This window comes from Bacillus sp. CCNWLW194 (assembly GCF_037120585.1).
Lineage (GTDB): Bacteria > Bacillota > Bacilli > Bacillales > Bacillaceae_G > Bacillus_A > Bacillus_A basilensis.
On record NZ_JBBBBL010000001.1, the window covers coordinates 520,491 to 539,078 of the forward strand.

16 protein-coding genes and 1 riboswitch are annotated in these 18,588 nt (G+C 35.8%); all 16 genes read left to right on the forward strand.

The annotated features are described in order from the left end of the window. Positions 1-768 precede the first annotated feature (768 nt). The 16 genes from V7S50_RS02860 (at position 769) to pgsA (ending at position 18,578) form a co-directional block, all read left to right on the forward strand. The gene (locus tag V7S50_RS02860; protein WP_063221064.1) at positions 769-2,439 is read left to right on the forward strand and encodes a ribonuclease J; all 1,671 of its coding nucleotides are present in this window, start codon (positions 769-771) and stop codon (positions 2,437-2,439) included. A 104-nt stretch (positions 2,440-2,543) separates the two neighbouring features. Next, on the forward strand, positions 2,544-3,293 hold the full coding sequence (gene tepA, locus V7S50_RS02865) for a translocation-enhancing protein TepA (RefSeq protein WP_060631960.1): 750 nt from the start codon (positions 2,544-2,546) through the stop codon (positions 3,291-3,293). Continuing rightward, positions 3,290-3,493, forward strand: a complete 204-nt coding sequence (locus V7S50_RS02870; RefSeq protein ID WP_063221063.1) for a YlzJ-like family protein — start codon at positions 3,290-3,292, stop codon at positions 3,491-3,493. Before tepA ends, V7S50_RS02870 begins: the two co-directional genes overlap by 4 nt. Positions 3,494-3,704: 211 nt before the next feature. Beyond that, positions 3,705-6,086 (forward strand): DNA translocase FtsK, encoded by a 2,382-nt coding sequence (locus V7S50_RS02875; protein WP_063221062.1) that lies wholly within the window; start codon positions 3,705-3,707, stop codon positions 6,084-6,086. Between the two features lie 203 nt (positions 6,087-6,289). Further along, positions 6,290-6,391: riboswitch (purine riboswitch) on the forward strand. Positions 6,392-6,623: 232 nt separating this feature from the next. Next, positions 6,624-7,349, forward strand: a complete 726-nt coding sequence (locus V7S50_RS02880) for a GntR family transcriptional regulator (protein ID WP_000114176.1) — start codon at positions 6,624-6,626, stop codon at positions 7,347-7,349. A gap of 90 nt (positions 7,350-7,439) precedes the next feature. After that, positions 7,440-8,516 carry a BMP family lipoprotein gene (locus V7S50_RS02885; RefSeq protein WP_242252008.1) on the forward strand — a complete coding sequence of 359 codons (1,077 nt, stop codon included), beginning with the start codon at positions 7,440-7,442 and terminating at the stop codon, positions 8,514-8,516. Positions 8,517-8,633: 117 nt separating this feature from the next. Beyond that, positions 8,634-10,166, forward strand: coding sequence for an ABC transporter ATP-binding protein (locus V7S50_RS02890; protein ID WP_242252007.1), 1,533 nt, complete (start codon positions 8,634-8,636; stop codon positions 10,164-10,166). Next, positions 10,159-11,217: an ABC transporter permease gene (locus V7S50_RS02895; protein WP_060631955.1), complete on the forward strand. Its 1,059-nt coding sequence runs from the start codon at positions 10,159-10,161 to the stop codon at positions 11,215-11,217. The genes V7S50_RS02890 and V7S50_RS02895 overlap by 8 nt, the downstream gene beginning before the upstream one ends. Beyond that, positions 11,218-12,177, forward strand: a complete 960-nt coding sequence (locus tag V7S50_RS02900; protein ID WP_000008857.1) for an ABC transporter permease — start codon at positions 11,218-11,220, stop codon at positions 12,175-12,177. Between the two features lie 198 nt (positions 12,178-12,375). After that, positions 12,376-13,650 carry an EF-P 5-aminopentanol modification-associated protein YfmF gene (gene yfmF / locus V7S50_RS02905; protein ID WP_242252006.1) on the forward strand — a complete coding sequence of 425 codons (1,275 nt, stop codon included), beginning with the start codon at positions 12,376-12,378 and terminating at the stop codon, positions 13,648-13,650. After that, the gene (yfmH, locus tag V7S50_RS02910) at positions 13,651-14,937 is read left to right on the forward strand and encodes an EF-P 5-aminopentanol modification-associated protein YfmH (RefSeq protein WP_098554995.1); all 1,287 of its coding nucleotides are present in this window, start codon (positions 13,651-13,653) and stop codon (positions 14,935-14,937) included. It abuts the gene before it with no gap. A gap of 103 nt (positions 14,938-15,040) precedes the next feature. Beyond that, a complete protein-coding gene (ymfI, locus tag V7S50_RS02915) occupies positions 15,041-15,754 on the forward strand; it encodes an elongation factor P 5-aminopentanone reductase (protein WP_242252005.1) in 714 nt (237 codons plus the stop codon). Positions 15,755-15,829: 75 nt separating this feature from the next. Then, positions 15,830-16,078, forward strand: a complete 249-nt coding sequence (locus tag V7S50_RS02920) for a DUF3243 domain-containing protein (protein ID WP_029439572.1) — start codon at positions 15,830-15,832, stop codon at positions 16,076-16,078. A 139-nt stretch (positions 16,079-16,217) separates the two neighbouring features. Then, a complete protein-coding gene (locus tag V7S50_RS02925; protein WP_000574107.1) occupies positions 16,218-17,003 on the forward strand; it encodes a DUF3388 domain-containing protein in 786 nt (261 codons plus the stop codon). 21 nt (positions 17,004-17,024) lie between these two features. Continuing rightward, positions 17,025-17,936, forward strand: a complete 912-nt coding sequence (locus tag V7S50_RS02930) for a helix-turn-helix domain-containing protein (protein WP_242252004.1) — start codon at positions 17,025-17,027, stop codon at positions 17,934-17,936. 63 nt (positions 17,937-17,999) lie between these two features. Continuing rightward, positions 18,000-18,578: a CDP-diacylglycerol--glycerol-3-phosphate 3-phosphatidyltransferase gene (gene pgsA / locus V7S50_RS02935; RefSeq protein WP_060631950.1), complete on the forward strand. Its 579-nt coding sequence runs from the start codon at positions 18,000-18,002 to the stop codon at positions 18,576-18,578. Positions 18,579-18,588: the final 10 nt, after the last annotated feature.

Sequence of the window (18,588 nt, forward strand, 5' to 3'; positions counted from 1 at the left end):
TGACCTAGTGTAGAACTAGGTCATTTTTTATTGGTATGAAAATCTTTTCCTCTCTATTCTCATCTATATGTCTTCTTATAAAATCTATATTATGCACCTGTTTAGCCGCTTCTTCATTATGTATTGCAACATGTATAAGAAAATAATCGTACCCCTTTAAAGGAAGCAAAAAATCATAGTTATTTTAGAATAAACATTTGTATAAACGTAATAAACTATCGATTTTGTTTATTGCAGAAATTGCCTCAAATGTGACGGGAATCGAACAAAAACTACATTTTGTAAGTGTTTTTGTTCGATTCTAGAAAAATAAGTCTTGAAAATCCATATTATGAAATTAATTTAGTATTTATGGATATTTCTTCAAAATAATATGAAGTATAAAATCGAAGTAAACATAAAGGAAATATGTTTGATACTTTTGTTGTAATTCCGTTCTTTTACTTTTTCTTTCGCACGATTTAACTTGTGTTCTATTTCTTGTATCAGGTATAATATGGCTAAGTAGCTTAGTACGGGTATGCTTAGCAAAATTGGTAAAAAATTATAATTTGATTACATTTTCATATCATATCGAATAAGATATTTGATTTATATAATGAAAGAGAGGTGAAACCTGGTTTAAAAAATAAACAAGGACATGATATCGCATAACGGTAAGGACATTCGTCTTGGACGGTGAATATATGGTGGTTGTAGAGTTTCCCCTGGTGTCTCTGCAATTTTAGTGAAATCAGTGTTTGAAAGATTTTTAAACCAGGCAACAACATGAAGAGAAAAGAGAATGAGTCTGTTAAAGTATTTGCTCTTGGTGGAGTAGGTGAAATCGGGAAAAACATGTACTGTGTTGAAATTGATTCTGAAATCTTTATTGTAGATGCAGGATTAATGTTCCCGGGAGATGAAATGTTTGGAATTGATATCGTTATTCCTGATATTACATATTTAGTGGAAAATCAAGAGCGAGTAAAAGGTTTATTTATTACTCACGGTCATGAAGATCATATTGGTGGTATTGTTTACGTACTTCGTAAATTATCTATTCCAGTGTATGCAACGAAATTAACAGTAGGGCTTATACAAGAAAAACTTGGCGAAGCGGGTATGTTAGGCCGCGTAGACTTAAAAACAATCGATTCAAATTCAACAGTAGAGTTTAATACTACAACGGTGTCATTCTTTGGAACGACACATAGTATTCCAGATTCTGTTGGTGTTTGTTTCCATACATCAAAAGGTGCTATCGTATATACGGGAGACTTTAAATTCGATCAAACTCCAATTGGAAATAATGGAGCGGACCTTGGAAAAATGGCGCAAATCGGAAATGAAGGCGTACTATGCTTACTATCTGATAGTACAAATGCTGAGCGTCCAGGCTATACAGGTTCTGAAAAAGAAGTTGGTGTAGAAATTTCTAAAGTGTTCTACGGAGCAGAAGGACGTATTATTGTTGCTTCATTTGCATCGAATGTACATCGTATTCAACAAGTATTTGATGCAGCTGCTGAAACAGGACGAAAAGTAGCGGTTGTAGGACGTAGTATGGTAAAAGTGGTAGATATCGCAAGACGTCTTGGTTATTTAGATGTTCCAGAGGGTATGGTTATTTCACTACAAGAAGTAGACAATTTCCCAGAGAAAAAGGTAGCTATTTTAACGACAGGTAGCCAAGGTGAACCGATGGCAGCCCTTTCTAGAATGGCAAAGCAAGCTCATAAACAAATTTCAATTCGTAAAGGTGATACGGTTATTATTGCGGCTTCTCCAATTCCGGGTAATGAAATATCTGTATCGAAAATTATTGACTTGTTATTTAGAGCTGGAGCTGAGGTTGTTTATTACGGTGAAAGAAAAGTTCACGTTTCAGGTCACGGTAGCCAAGAAGAATTAAAACTAATGTTAAATTTAATGAAACCGAAATATTTTGTACCCGTACATGGTGAGTTTCGTATGCAAAAAGCACATGCATATTTAGCTGAAGATGTAGGTATTGCAAGAGAAAATATCTTTATCGTAGAAAAAGGCGATGTAATTGCTTTTGGTGACGATGAAGCAAACTTAGTTGGCAAAGTGCAAGCTGGTAATGTTTTAATTGATGGACTAGGTGTAGGTGACGTTGGTAATATCGTTCTTCGAGATAGAAAAATGTTATCTCAAGATGGAATATTAGTAGTTGTTGTAACACTTGGTAAAGATGAAAAGAAAATTATCTCTGGTCCAGAAATCATTTCACGTGGCTTTGTATATGTTCGTGAATCAGAAGCGTTAATTGACAGATCTACAGAGATTGTACGTATGATTGTTGAGCAATCAATTAAAGAATATTCAATTGAATGGTCTATGTTAAAACAAAATATTCGTGAATTATTAGGGCAATTCTTGTACGAAGAGACGAAGAGAAAGCCTATGATTTTACCGATTATTATGGAAGTATAAAAAAGGTCACCTTTACGGGTGATCTTTTTTTCTTTTTTCACTCTATCGAATGAAATTTATAACTTAAGAAATAATAGTTATATACGAGTGAAAGGGGATGCGATATGACAGAACGTGATCGTTATACAAATGAAGAGAAAGAGGCTGAGCCGAAAGAAGGTGGGAAAGAAGCTTCATTAGTGGAAAAAATTCAACAGCTTGGACAAACGAATGTACCACAAATGAATGAATCGCGTATTCATTGTTTAACAATCATTGGACAGGTGGAAGGTCATGTTCAGTTGCCGCCGCAAAATAAAACAACAAAATATGAGCATATTATTCCGCAAATTGTTGCGATAGAACAAAATCCGAAAATTGAAGGCTTGCTTTTAATATTAAACACGGTCGGAGGTGACGTTGAAGCAGGGCTAGCAATTTCTGAGATGGTCGCTTCGCTTTCAAAGCCAACGGTATCACTTGTTCTGGGTGGAGGGCATTCTATCGGGGTACCAATAGCCGTTTCTACGGACTATTCATTTATTGCAGAAACTGCGACGATGACAATTCATCCTATTCGTCTAACAGGTCTTGTTATAGGTGTACCGCAAACATTTGAGTATTTAGATAAAATGCAAGAAAGAGTCATTCGATTTGTGACGAAGCATTCGAAAGTGACGGAAGATCGTTTTAAAGAGCTTATGTTTGCGAAAGGGAATCTAACGCGAGATATTGGTACGAATGTAATTGGTGGAGATGCAGTGAAGTATGGTCTTATAGATGATGTCGGTGGTATTGGAAATGCGATTCGAAAATTAAACGAATTAATAGATGCTCGCGGGAATGATAGTGCAGAAGGGACAATGTTACAATGATTTTATATACAATTATGCCAGAGCAACTCGTGTATCCAGCCGATTATTCACAATGTGAAAGTCAAAAAATCGTAAATATAAACGGTGTTGAATTAATGGTTTCTGAAGAAGAACGTGGGAGTTATTCGATTGTGCGGGTGTTAAGTACGGACCCGCTTCACTACTTAGAGTTTGAGCCTGGCCAGCAAATAACCTTTTAGCAAAAAGAAGGATTTTGTGTAGAAGCTATGGTATAATATAAAAAACAAGACGGTTGAGCAGCCATGAGAGGGCTGCTTTCTTCTGTTTATTTAACATTTTACAAGAAGTGTAAAAATAGAAGATATAAAGACCTGAAAAAATAGAGAAAACGGACATATAGGTGGAGTTTTTTAGGGGGCTTTACTTATATGTAGAACACGAGGTGAAGAAATGGCAAAACAAAAGCAAAGAGGGACGAAGGCAAAGGCAAGACGTACGATAAAGCCAACTTTGTATTATGAAATCGTCGGTTTAACTCTTTTTGCACTTTCAATCATTACGATTTTACAGCTAGGTGTTGTAGGGAAATCGTTTGTGTTATTTTTTCGCTTCTTCTTTGGTGAGTGGTACATAATTGGTGTGTTAGGTGTAATAGCTTTATCCGTTTCGTTCGTTATAAAACGTGGATGGCCGAATCTATTAAATAAACGGTTAATCGGTTTTTATTTAATAGTATTGGCGATATTAATGTTTAGCCATATTACATTATTTAACCTTCTTACGAAAGACGGGGCAGTGCAAAATACTTCTGTTATTGTGAGTACGAAAGATAATTTCTTTCTTGAAATGAAAAAAGGACCAGATAGTGTTCATTTAGGTGGTGGCATGTTTGGTGCGCTTATGTTTGCTACATGTTACTTCTTATTTGACGAAGTAGGAGCTTATATCATTGGTATTATTTTAGTTATTCTCGGTATACTTTGTATAACAAATAAGCATATTGGAGAAGTGTTAGCTCCAGTTGGTAGAATTCTTAGAAGTCAATTTCAAGTGATGCAAGGGGATTATAAAGATTGGAGAGCCAAAAGAACGGCTGAACAAACAGAAAAGAAAAAAACAACAAGAAGCACAAGGAGCAAACGTGCTGCAGAACAAGAAGAAATTATTGAGCCGATGGAAGAAATCTCAATTGATCCTCCAATTATTTCAAATTTCACTGAGAATTATCCTGTAAATGAAGAAGAGGATAAACGAATTGAAGTAGAGCAAGAAGAGTTAATCACTTCACCGTCTATCGAAGAGGCTCCGCCAATTGAAGAGCCGAAGAAAAAGCGTGGAGAAAAAATCGTTGAATCGCTAGAGGGGGAAACACAAGCGCCTCCTATGCAATTTTCAAATGTAGAAAATAAAGATTACAAGCTTCCTGCACTTGATATATTGAAATTTCCAAAGAATAAACAAGTTACAAATGAAAATGCGGAAATTTATGAGAACGCTCGTAAATTAGAACGTACATTCCAAAGTTTTGGTGTGAAAGCGAAAGTAACAAAAGTACATAGAGGTCCTGCAGTTACGAAGTATGAGGTGTACCCTGATATGGGGGTAAAAGTAAGTAAAATTGTCAGTTTAAGTGATGATTTAGCGCTTGCTTTAGCTGCAAAGGACATTCGTATTGAAGCTCCAATTCCCGGGAAATCAGCTGTAGGGATTGAAGTTCCGAACTCAGAAGTTTCTATGGTAACACTAAGGGAAGTTCTTGATTCTAAGGCTAATAATCATCCGGAAGAGAAGTTGTTAATTGGTCTTGGACGAGATATTACAGGTGAAGCTGTATTAGCTCGATTAAATAAAATGCCCCATTTGCTTGTAGCTGGTGCGACAGGTAGTGGGAAGAGTGTATGTATTAACGGTATTATTGTTAGTATTTTAATGCGTGCAAAACCACATGAAGTAAAATTAATGATGATTGATCCGAAAATGGTAGAGTTAAATGTATATAACGGTGTACCTCATTTGTTAACGCCAGTTGTAACTGATCCGAAAAAAGCATCACAAGCATTGAAAAAAGTTGTGAGTGAGATGGAACGTCGTTATGAACTATTTGCTCATAGTGGTACACGTAATATTGAAGGGTATAATGACTATATTAAAGAACATAATAGTCAATCAGAAGCGAAACAACCGGAATTACCGTATATTGTAGTAATTGTAGATGAGTTAGCAGATTTAATGATGGTTGCTTCGTCTGATGTAGAGGATGCGATTATGCGTCTAGCGCAAATGGCTCGTGCTGCTGGTATTCATTTAATTATTGCAACGCAGCGTCCATCAGTTGATGTTATTACGGGAGTTATTAAAGCGAATATTCCATCACGTATTGCATTCGCTGTATCTTCTCAAACAGATTCTCGTACAATTCTTGACGGCGGTGGTGCAGAGAAGCTACTAGGTCGTGGAGATATGCTGTTTATACCAATTGGTGCATCGAAGCCTGTACGTGTACAAGGTGCGTTTTTATCAGATGATGAAGTTGAGAGAGTTGTAGAATATGTTATTGGCCAGCAAAAAGCGCAATATCAAGAAGATATGATTCCGCAAGATGTTCCTGATACAAAGCAGGAAGTAGAAGATGATTTATATGATGAAGCAGTTCAGCTCGTAGTGGAAATGCAAACAGCATCTGTTTCTATGTTACAACGTAGGTTTAGAGTTGGTTATACGCGGGCTGCCCGTTTAATTGATGCAATGGAAATGAATGGTGTAGTAGGTCCGTATGAAGGTAGTAAACCACGAGAAGTGCTCATTAATGATGTACAAGAAAAAAGTTCATAAAAAAAGCCTAATTGTTTTTACAATTAGGCTTTTTTATATGCTGGTTTTGTTATATACTATATCCAGCGGCAAAGAAAGGGCTTACATTTAAAGTGATTCTTTAGAATACGAATACTTTGGTGTGGTTTTTTATGAACGTTCGATATTTAATGTAGAAAAATGTTAAATTTTGTTGACACGTATGGGAGCAAGTGGTAAGATTACTTCGAAAAGAATCACTGCCTCATATAATCTTGGAGATAAGGTCCATAAGTTTCTACCTGGCAACCATGAATTGCTGGACTATGAGGGGAAAAGTGTGTAACAAAGGATGTAAGAGATCTTTGTGCCGAACTTTTTCTCGAAATGAGGAATGTTTATGGTGCAAAGTTTTTTTTATGCAGTAAAGAGTGAAAATTTAATCTTAAAAAATTATTAATATTTATTCGGCAATTATGATTATTTTTAGTATTGAGTAATTTTATTATTTTGTAAGTTGAAAAAAGAGAAAAGAAGTCTTACATCAGAGGTCGAATAATTGAAATGCGGGGGAGTCTTATGTCAGTAAAATCCGATAGTCGTCACCTATATTTACGGGTGATTGATCACATCAAAGAAAAAATTAAAGATGGAGCTTACAAAGAAAGACAGAAGCTACCATCAGAGTTTGATTTAGCGAAAGAACTTGGCGTAAGTAGAGCGACTTTAAGGGAAGCGCTGCGTATTTTAGAAGAAGAAAATGTTGTCATTCGTAGACATGGTGTAGGAACATTTGTAAATGCCAAGCCGTTATTTTCTTCTGGAATTGAACAACTTTCTAGTATTACAGATATGATTTCTAGTGTGGGGAAAACACCAGGAACTATCTTTTTATCATCATCTACAACAAGTTTAACAGAAGAAGAAAAAGAGAAGTTTAATAGTGAAGATGGTTTTAATGCAGTGATGATTGAGCGTGTACGTACAGCAGATGGGGAACCTGTTGTATATTGTATCGATAAACTTGCAAAAGAAATATTGCCGGATTTATCGGGATACAATGAAGAATCATTACTAACGGTGATACATAATAACACGCATAAGCGCATAACATATGCGGTTGCTCATATTGAGCCAATTGGTTATCACCCGAAAATCTCACCGATTTTAGAATGTGAGCCAGAAACAGCACTGCTAGTATTAAAACAAATGCACTATGATCAAAATGATGAGCCAATCTTATATTCTATCAATTACTTTAGAGCTGACAAGTTTAGCTTCCACGTACTAAGAAAACGTATGTAGGTGAGTTCCTTTTTAGGGAGGTGACAGCAAGAAGTTAGGGACAGCAGCGTATAAAAAAATAGACAAATCATTTCAGGAGGGGTTTCTAGTATGAAGAAAAAAACAGGTCTTTTATTATCATTAACATTAGCAGCAAGCACGGTGTTAGGTGCATGTGGTAACTCGGATAAGGCGAGCAGTGACAAGAAAGAAGATAAAGAGTTTAAGGTTGGTATGGTTACAGATGTTGGGGGCGTTGATGACAAATCATTCAACCAATCTTCTTGGGAAGGATTAAAAAAGTTTGGTAAAGATAATGGATTAAAAGAAAAGACAAATTATCGTTACCTACAGTCTGAAAAAGAAGCAGATTATATTCCAAACTTAAAGAAATTTTCAAAAGATAAGTATGATTTATCTTTCGGAATTGGTTATAAATTAGAAGGTGCAATTAAAGAAGTTGCAAAAGAATCTCCAAAACAACAATTCGCAATCGTTGATACGGTTGTAGATGCACCGAACGTAACAAGTATTACATTTAAAGATCATGAAGGATCATTCCTTGTAGGTGCAGTAGCAGCTATGTCAACAAAATCAAATAAAGTAGGATTTGTTGGTGGAATGAAGAGTGATTTAATTAGTAAATTCGAAAATGGATTTAAAGCTGGTGCAAAGGCAGTAAATCCAAACATTGAAATTGTATCTGAATATGCGGAAGCATTTGATAAACCTGAAAAAGGTACAGTTCTTGCATCAGCAATGTATGGTCAAGGTGTAGATGTAATTTATCATGCTGCTGGTGGTACAGGTAACGGCGTGTTCACTGAAGCGAAAAACCGTAAGAAAAAAGGTGAAAATGTTTGGGTAATTGGTGTTGACCGTGACCAAAACCAAGAAGGTATGCCTGAAAACGTAACATTAACTTCAATGGTAAAACGTGTAGATATCGCTGTTGAAAAAGTAGCACAAGAAGCAAAAGACGGTAAATTAAAAGGCGGTAAAATAGAAGCGTTTGGCTTAAAAGATGACGGTGTTGGTATTGCAAAAACAACTGACAACGTGAAAAAAGTTAACCCTGAAATCTTAACAAAAGTAGGAGAGTTTGAAAAGAAAATTACAGATGGTGAAATTAAAGTACCAGCTACAGATAAAGAGTATAAAGAATATGAAGCTTCTCTAAAAAAATAAATAGAGAAATAGCAAAGGTTAGTTCATAGAACTAACCTTTGTATGTATAAAACTTCCAAATTGCTTAATAAGTTAATAGTGTAATAGGGAATGTTCCCTGTTAAAAGGAGGAACACAATGGAATACGTAATTGAGATGAATAACATTACGAAAGTATTCCCAGGCATTGTAGCGAATGATGACATTACGCTGCAAGTAAAGCAAGGAGAAATACATGCTTTACTTGGAGAAAATGGTGCAGGGAAATCCACATTGATGAATGTACTATTTGGTTTGTACCAACCAGAACAAGGTGAAATTAAAATTAAAGGAAAGCCTGTAAACATTACCAATCCGAATGTGGCAAATGACCTTGGTATTGGAATGGTTCATCAGCACTTTATGCTTGTTCATAATTTTACAGTTACAGAGAATATTATTCTCGGAAATGAGCCGAAGAAAAAAGGGAAAATTGCTGTTGACGAAGCTGCTAAAGAAATTCAGGAATTGTCTGAACAATACGGTTTAGCTGTAGATCCATATGCGAAAATACAGGATATTTCAGTTGGTATGCAACAGCGTGTTGAAATTTTAAAAACACTTTACCGTGGGGCAGAAATTTTAATATTTGATGAGCCGACAGCTGTGTTAACACCGCAAGAAATTCATGAGCTAATTCAAATTATGAAAAAGCTTGTACAAGAAGGGAAATCTATTGTTCTTATTACACATAAGTTGAAAGAAATTATGGAAGTTTGCGATCGTTGTACGATTATTCGTAAAGGAAAAGGGATTGGAACGGTTGACGTTGCAAATACGAATGAAAATAAACTTGCAGAATTAATGGTCGGACGTCAAGTGAATTTTAAAACAGAAAAAATAGACGCGAAGCCAAAAGAAGAGGTACTTTCAATTGCAAATCTTGTTGTTCAAGATGCACGCCAACTACCTGCTGTAAAAGGCCTTGACTTAACTGTTCGTGCGGGAGAAATTGTTGGAATTGCAGGGATTGATGGAAATGGACAAAGTGAATTAATAGAAGCAATTACTGGTTTACGAAAAGTTGAGTCAGGTTCTATTGCAATTAAAGGAAAAGAAATAACAAATTGGCCTGTTAGAAGAATAACAGAAGAAGGAATTGGTCATATTCCAGAAGATCGTCATAAACACGGCCTCGTTCTTGACTTTTCTGTTAGAGATAATATAGTGCTGCAAACGTACTATAAAAATCCGTTTTCAAAGAAAGGGATTTTAAATTTCAGTAAAATTACAGAAAAAGCAAAGGCGCTTATTGAACAGTTTGATGTACGTACACCTAGTGAGCAAACGTTAGCACGCGCTTTATCTGGGGGGAATCAACAAAAAGCAATTATTGCACGTGAAGTGGACCGTGATCCTGACTTGTTAATTGCGGCACAGCCAACACGTGGTTTAGATGTAGGAGCAATTGAATTTATTCATAAGAGATTAATAGAGCAAAGGGATAAAGGAAAAGGAGTATTACTTTTATCACTAGAGTTAGATGAAATCTTAAATGTTAGTGACCGAATTGCTGTTATTTATGAAGGGAAAATCGTAGCAATTGTTGATGCGAAAGAAACGAATGAACAACAGCTTGGGTTGTTAATGGCTGGAGGAACAAAGAAGGAGCAGGTGGGTACAAATGGCTAAAAAACTTTTAACAGAACGAACGATAAATATTTTAGTCCCAGTACTATCCGTTATTTTCGGCTTACTTGTCGGAGCAATTGTAATGCTAGTTAGTGGCTATGACCCAATTGTTGGTTATAGTGCACTTTGGACAGGAATGTTCGGCAGTTCAAGTGCAATTGGTGAAACGCTTCGTACAATGATACCGCTTATTCTTGCTGGCTTATCGGTGGCGTTTGCATTTCGTACAGGTTTATTTAATATCGGAGTAGAAGGTCAATTGTTAGTTGGTTGGCTTGCAGCGGTTTGGTTCGGTTATGCAGTTTCGCTACCAGCTGTTCTTCACATTCCATTATCTATTTTATTTGCAGCATTAGTGGGCGGAATATGGGGATTCATTCCTGGATATTTAAAAGGCAAGTTTCAAGTTAATGAGGTTATTGTAACAATTATGATGAACTATATCGCATTATATGTAACATATGACATCATTAAGCGCTTTTTACATGAGGGTAATGATAAAACATACGATATTAAAGAGAGTGCGTCATTATCTTCAGACTGGCTTGCTTCTATTACTGATGGTTCACGCCTTCACTGGGGAATTATTGTGGCTATTTTAGTAGCTATCTTAATGTGGTTCTTATTAGATCGAACAACTTTAGGTTATGAATTAAAGTCGGTAGGTTTTAATCAACATGCTTCTCAATATGCAGGTATGAAAGTTTCTCGTAATGTAGTATTCTCCATGACAATTGCTGGTGCATTTGCGGGAATTGGTGGCGCGATGGAAGGATTAGGAACATTCCAAAGTATGACAGCAATGTCTTCGTTTACAGGAGTAGGATTTGACGGGATAGCTGTAGCCTTACTTGGAGGGAACAATCCGTTTGGTATTATCCTTTCAGCTTTATTATTTGGTGGTTTAAAAAGTGCTTCCCCTCAAATGAACTTTGAGGCAGATGTACCATCAGAGCTTATTAACGTAATTATTGCATGTATCATCTTCTTTGTTGCATGTAGTTATGTGTTAAGATGGGCGCTTACACGCATGAGCAAGGAGGGGAAATAAATGAGCTTTTTAGATATATTAGCCATTCTTGTGACGGGTACGTTATATACATCAGCACCTATAATTTTTACAGCACTAGGTGGTGTATTTAGTGAACGATCGGGTGTTGTAAATATAGGATTAGAAGGACTAATGCTATTTGGTGCATTTATTGGAGTTGTTACAAACTTATTAATGGGTGATACTTGGGGAACGATGACTCCTTGGATTGCGTTATTATTTGCGGCAATTGGTAGTGGGTTATTTGCATTACTTCATGCGGTAGCTTCTATTACATTTCGAGCGGATCAAGTTGTAAGTGGTGTAGCGATTAACTTCTTATCTCTTGGTTTAACAGTATTTGCAATTAAGAAGATTTTTGATAAAGGGCAAACTGACTTTATTCAGTATCGTATTGAAAAGATTGACATTCCAGGCCTTTCGGATATTCCGGTTTTAGGAAAAATATTCTTCTCAAACGTACCAATAACGTCGTATATTGCCATTATTTTAGCATTCGTTGTTTGGTATGTTATTTATAAAACACCGTTCGGTCTTCGATTGCGTGCTGTTGGTGAACACCCAATGGCAGCGGACACGATGGGGATTAACGTATATAAAATGCGCTATATCGGAGTTTGTATATCGGGAGTGTTTGCTGGAATTGGTGGAGCGATTTTTGCAATGTCAATTTCTAATAACTTCTCAGGGGCAACTATTACAGGACAAGGTTTCCTAGCTTTAGCTGCTATGATTTTTGGGAAGTGGAATCCACTAGGTGCATTAGGTGCAGCGCTATTCTTTGGTTTTGCGCAATCATTAAGTGTAACAGGTGGGACAATTCCTGTATTAGATCAAATTCCGAGTGTTTTATTAACAATATTACCGTATGTATTCACAATATTAGCACTTGTTGGTTTTGTAGGTCGTTCTGAAGCTCCGAAAGCATTAGGAACTCCTTATGAAAAAGGAAAACGATAAGTATAAAAAAGCTCGCACATTAGTGCGGGCTTTTTTACATAGACTATATTTAATACGGAATTTTACTATGTTCCTTACATATTACAGTTTTTAGAAAGGGGCTAATGTAAGTATAGTGAGGAAGAAAAGTTGATTTTTCATTTCTAAAAACTGTATATTGAAGAGGAATATTCCTATATACGTAAAGGAGGGCTATAAATGAAACTGATGGAACAACAGTTACATGAGTTAGGTGGTTTACGAGTACATATTATTCCAACTGATAAATATAAAACAAATACATTTGTATTTCGTTTTAAAGCACCTTTAAATGAGGAGACGGTGACAGAGCGTGCCCTATTGCCATACGTATTGCAAAGTGCGACAGAAAAGCTTCCTTCTGTAATTCGTCTTCGTCAATATTTAGAAGAATTATACGGATCTTCTTTGGCAGTAGATGTAAGTAAAAAGGGAGAAGACCATGTCATCTCTATTTATGTAGACATTGCAAATGAAGTATATTTACATGATGCACCACCGTTATTTGAAAAAGCGCTTTCTATGTTATCGGATATCGTTTTACATCCAGCAACAGAGGGGAACAGTTTTTTATCTTCTATTGTAGAAAGTGAAAAGAGAGCGCTCTTGCAACGAATTGAAGCGACTTATGATGATAAAATGCGTTATGCAAACGAGCGTTTAATTGAAGAAATGTGCAAAGTAGAACCGTATCGTTTAAGCGCAAATGGGAAAAAAGAGAGTGTTGCATCTATTACAAATGAAAGTTTGTATCAATATTATCAAAAAGTGTTAGCGGAAGACGAAATGGATCTATACATTATTGGTGATATTTCAGAAAATGCAGTTGATCTTGTAAGTAAGTATTTTTCAATTTCAGCGCGTCCTGCGAGAGAAAGAAATGTACTTCTTCATAAGAGAAATAATGAAGAAAAAGAAGTTGTGGAAAAACAAGAATTAAAACAAAGTAAATTACACATCGGTTATCGTACATTTATTACGTATAAAGACGAAGATTATTTTGCGCTGCAATTGTTCAATGGATTGTTTGGAGGATTTTCTCATTCGAAGTTATTCGTTAATGTTCGTGAAAAAAATAGTTTAGCGTACTATGCAGCATCCCGCTTTGAAAGTCATAAAGGCTTATTATTTGTCATGTCAGGGATTGAAGCGAAAAATTATGAAAAAGCGGTTGAGATTATTAAAGAGCAAATGCTTGCAATGCAAAATGGTGATTTTTCTGAAGAAGAGATGCATCAAACGAAAAGTGTCATTCAAAATCAAATATTAGAAGCAATTGATACACCACGCGGATTTGTGGAAATGCTGTATCATGGTATTATTTCAGACCGTACGCGTCCGGTTGAAGAATGGCTTACAGGCATTGAAAGTGTGACGAAAGAAGAGATTGTGAAAGTTGCTAAAAATATTGAACTAGATACAATTTACTTTTTACACGGAACGGAGGGAGAATAAATGGAGAAAATTGTTTATGAGCAATTGAAAGAGACACTCTATTATGAAAAACTTCCTAATGGATTAGATGTATATATTTTACCGAAGCAAGGATTTAATAAAACATTTGCAACGTTTACGACAAAATATGGTTCTATGGATAATACATTTGTACCACTAGGCAAAGAAGAAATGATTCGTGTGCCTGATGGGATTGCTCATTTTCTTGAGCATAAATTATTTGAAAAAGAAGATCACGATGCTTTCCAATTGTTTAGTAAACAAGGAGCATCGGCAAATGCTTTCACATCTTTCACAAGAACAGCTTATCTTTTTTCGTGTACATCAAATGTAGAACAAAATTTAAATACATTGTTAAACTTCGTACAAGAGCCTTACTTCTCTGAAAAAACAGTTGAAAAGGAGAAGGGGATTATCGGGCAAGAAATTCAAATGTATCAGGATAATCCAGATTGGCGCTTATACTTTGGATTAATTGATAGCTTGTTTGTAAAGCACCCAATTAAAATTGATATTGCAGGGACAATCGAGTCTATTAGTAAAATTACGAAAGACCTATTATATGAATGTTATGAAACGTTTTATCATCCAAGTAATATGTTGATGTTTGTTGTAGGTGCAATTGATCCAGAGAAAACGATGGATTTGATACGTGAAAATCAAGCGAAAAAAGATTATAAAAACCAGCCAGAAATTGTACGTTCATTTGAAGAAGAACCAGATGAGGTAAATGAAAAGAAGAAAATTATTTCAATGCCTGTACAAACACCGAAATGTTTAGTCGGTATTAAAGCGACAAACTTAAAAGAAAAAGGGGAAGCCCTTTTAAAACAAGAAATTGCGCTTACGTTACTTTTAGATTATTTATTTGGGAAAAGCTCCGTTCATTACGAATCTTTATATAATGAAGGACTCATTGATGATTCGTTCTCGTATGATTATACGGAAGAGAATAACTTCGGTTTTGCAATGGTAGGCGGCGATACGAAGCAACCTGATGAGCTGGAAGAGCGTTTGAAAGGAATATTATTAAACACAAATTATGATCAATTAGATGAGGCGGCATTAGAACGGGTCAAGAAAAAGAAAATAGGTGGCTTTTTACGCTCCTTGAATTCACCTGAATATATTGCGAATCAATTTACAAGATATGCGTTTAATGAATCGAGTCTGTTTGAGGCATTGACTGTATTAGAAAGTCTAACGGTTCAAGATTTACAAGAAGTAGCCAAATTATTGTTGTCAGAAGAGAAAATGAGCGTTTGTCAAGTTTTACCGAAAAAATAAAAGGTTTCATAATAATACCCTCATCTTATCATTGATAAATTGTAAGATGAGGGTATTATTTATTTATAGGAAAAAGATTTTGTCGAGATAAGAGAGGGAATTTATGAAAAAGTATGCATTAGTAACTGGAGGAAGCGGAGGGATTGGCTCTGCTATTTCAAAACAATTAATTCAAGATGGATATACAGTATATGTTCATTATAATAACAGTGAAGAGAAAGTGAATGAGTTGCAGAAAGAATGGGCTGAAGTGATTCCTGTTCAAGCGAATTTAGCTTCTAGTGACGGGGCAGAGCGATTGTGGGCACAAATTGAACATCCTCTTGATGTTATCGTATATGCAGCTGGGAAGAGTATCTTTGGACTCGTAACAGATGTAACGAACGATGAATTGAATTATATGGTAGAACTTCAAGTGAAGAGCATCTATAAACTATTATCAAAGGCACTGCCATCTATGATTCAGCGGAGAAGTGGTAATATTGTAATTGTTTCGTCTATATGGGGACAAATTGGTGCATCATGTGAAGTGCTTTACTCGATGGTAAAAGGTGCGCAAAATTCATATGTGAAAGCTTTAGCAAAAGAAGTTTCATTAAGTGGATTAAGAGTTAACGCGGTGGCGCCAGGTGCAATTGAAACAGAAATGTTAAGTGTATTTTCAGAAGAGGATAAGAATGAAATTGCTGAAGAGATTCCGTTAGGTAGGTTGGGATTACCAGAAGAAGTAGCAAAAACAGTGTCATTTCTCGTATCGCCAGGTGCATCTTACATAACTGGACAAATTATCGGAGTAAATGGCGGTTGGCATTGTTAAAAATTTCTTACATAAAAAATGAAAAACTGTACAAATTAAGCATGATTCTATTACTAAGTAGTGAGGTGCTTACACATGTCAGTTTTAGATAATTTTGATCAATGGAAGAGCTTTTTAGGAGAACGTTTAGAACAAGCAGAAGGAAAAGGGCTTAACAGTGGTGCTGTATCAGATATGGCATTTCGTGTTGGTGATTATTTAGCAAATGAAGTAGAAGCGCGCAACGATCAAGAGAAATTATTGTCTGAGCTTTGGAAAGTTGCTGATGAACAAGAGCAACATACAATCGCAAACTTAATGGTAAAGTTTGTACAACATAAGTAAAAAATAGAGAGGAGATTCTCCTCTCTATTTTTTTTGTATAACAATAACGCGGGATAGATTATACATTTAGCTTCCCTATTAAGGTGAAATCATATAATATAGTACGTAGGTGTAAAGTAAGCAAGGGGAGTGATCTTGGATGATTGAATGGTATTTTGAATATGAAATACATAAAAACCGACCTGGCTTGCTTGGTGACGTTTCTTCGTTAATCGGTATGCTCGGCATTAATATTGTCACAATTAATGGTGTAGATAATGCACGACGTGGATTACTCCTTATGTGTGATAATCAAGAGCAAATCTCTAGACTTGAATCAATTTTAAATACGATGGATAACATAACGGTAACGAAATATCGTCCGCCAAAGCTAAGAGATAAGCTAGCGGTTAGACATGGTAGGTACATACAACGGGATGCAGATGATAAGAAGACATTTCGTTTTGTGCGTGATGAATTAGGATTACTTGTAGACTTTATGGCTGAAATAATGAAAAAAGAAGGTCATAAACTAATCGGGATACGAGGAATGCCTCGTGTCGGAAAAACAGAATCCATTGTTGCCGCAAGTGTTTGTGCAAATAAAAGATGGTTATTTGTATCATCTACTCTTATTAAGCAAACTGTTCGTAGTCAATTGATTGAAGATGAGTATAGCGACGACAATATTTTTATCTTAGATGGAATCGTGTCAACAAAGCGTGCTAACGAAAGGCATTGGCAGCTTGTTCGTGAAATTATGAGATTGCCTGCAACAAAAGTTGTGGAACATCCTGACGTATTTGTGAGTCAATCAGAATACACGTTGGATGATTTTGATTATATTATCGAGTTGCGTAACGATTATGATGAAGAAATTCAATATAATTTAGTAGATGAAATTGAGCAAGGTACGCAAAATAATTTCTCTATGTTTGACTTTTAAAGAAATATTGAGGTGTTAGTAGTGACAGAATTAGGACAAAAGCTGAAAGAAGCAAGAGGAACGAAAGGCTTGTCTATTGATCAGCTGCATGAGATTACAAAAATTCAAAAGCGCCATTTAGTAGCGATTGAGGAAGGCAATTATGATGTATTGCCAGGAGCTTTTTATGCGCGTGCATTCATTAAACAATACGCAGATGCGGTTGGATTAAGTGGAGAGGAACTGCTTGTAGAGTATCAGAGTACGATACCACAATCTGAAAAACGCGACGTTCCACAAGTATCAACTGGACAAAAAACACAAGAAACAATGCAAAAATCTTCATCTTGGCCAATTGCAGATCATATGCCGAAAATCTTAGTTGCGCTGTTAGTAATCGCAGTTGGAGTGGTAATTTGGTTTGTGTTTCAAGCGTTAACTGGAAAAGATGATGAGAAAGTTCCGAATGCTCAAAGTGAAAAAATTGAAGTTAAAAAAGCGGAAAACTCTCCGTTAGACACGAAGAAAGAAGAAGTGAAAGCGGAAGAACCGAAAAAAGAGGAACCAAAGAAAGAAGAGCCAAAGAAAGAAGAACAACCCGCACAACCAACTGGACAACAAGAGGTGAAAGTAGTTGGAACAACTGGTATAGTATCTACTTTGGAAATTCATAATAATAAAACATTAGAACTGGAAATATCGAGTAAAGGTGCGAGTTATGTAGATGTTAAAGATGATGCTGGGAATGTAATTCTAAACACTACAGTACAAGAGGGTCAAGTAGAAAAACATGATGTATCAACAATAAAAGAAGTGCGACTTAATATTGGAAATGCAACGAATGTTGAAGTTAAACTGAATGGCCAAGTGGTCGCTTACCCATTGGATACAGAAAAAGAACTTCACCAAAGATTGGTGATAAAAAACCAAGGGATAGAGCAACCAGCACAATAACAGTCATCGCTTCGATGACTTTTTTCAATGAACAAATGTTTTTGATATGATGGAGGAATAGCTGTGAATTTACCAAATAAAATTACAATATCTAGAATCTGCTTAATTCCAATTTTTATGGTAATTATGTTAGCACCCTTTGATTGGGGTTCATACACAATTGGTGATGTTGATTTACCAATTCAACATTTAGTAGGAGCACTTATCTTTATTATTGCTTCGGCTACAGATTGGATTGATGGACATTACGCAAGAAAGTATAATCTTGTAACGAATTTAGGGAAGTTTCTTGACCCGTTAGCTGATAAATTACTTGTTTCAGCAGCACTTATTACATTAGTTGAGATGCAATACGTACCTGCTTGGATTGTTATTGTAATTATAAGCCGTGAGTTTGCGGTAACTGGTTTACGCCTTGTACTTGCTGGGACAGGAGAAGTAGTTGCGGCAAATCAGCTAGGGAAAATTAAGACATGGACACAAATTATTGCGATCGCAGCATACTTATTACACGATGTACCTTTAAATTTAATCCATATTCCGGTAGCTGATATCTTTATATGGATTGCATTAATTTTTACTGTTATTTCAGGATGGGATTATTTCTGGAAAAATAGAGAAGCTTTTGTAAACTCAAAATAGAAGTTTATGG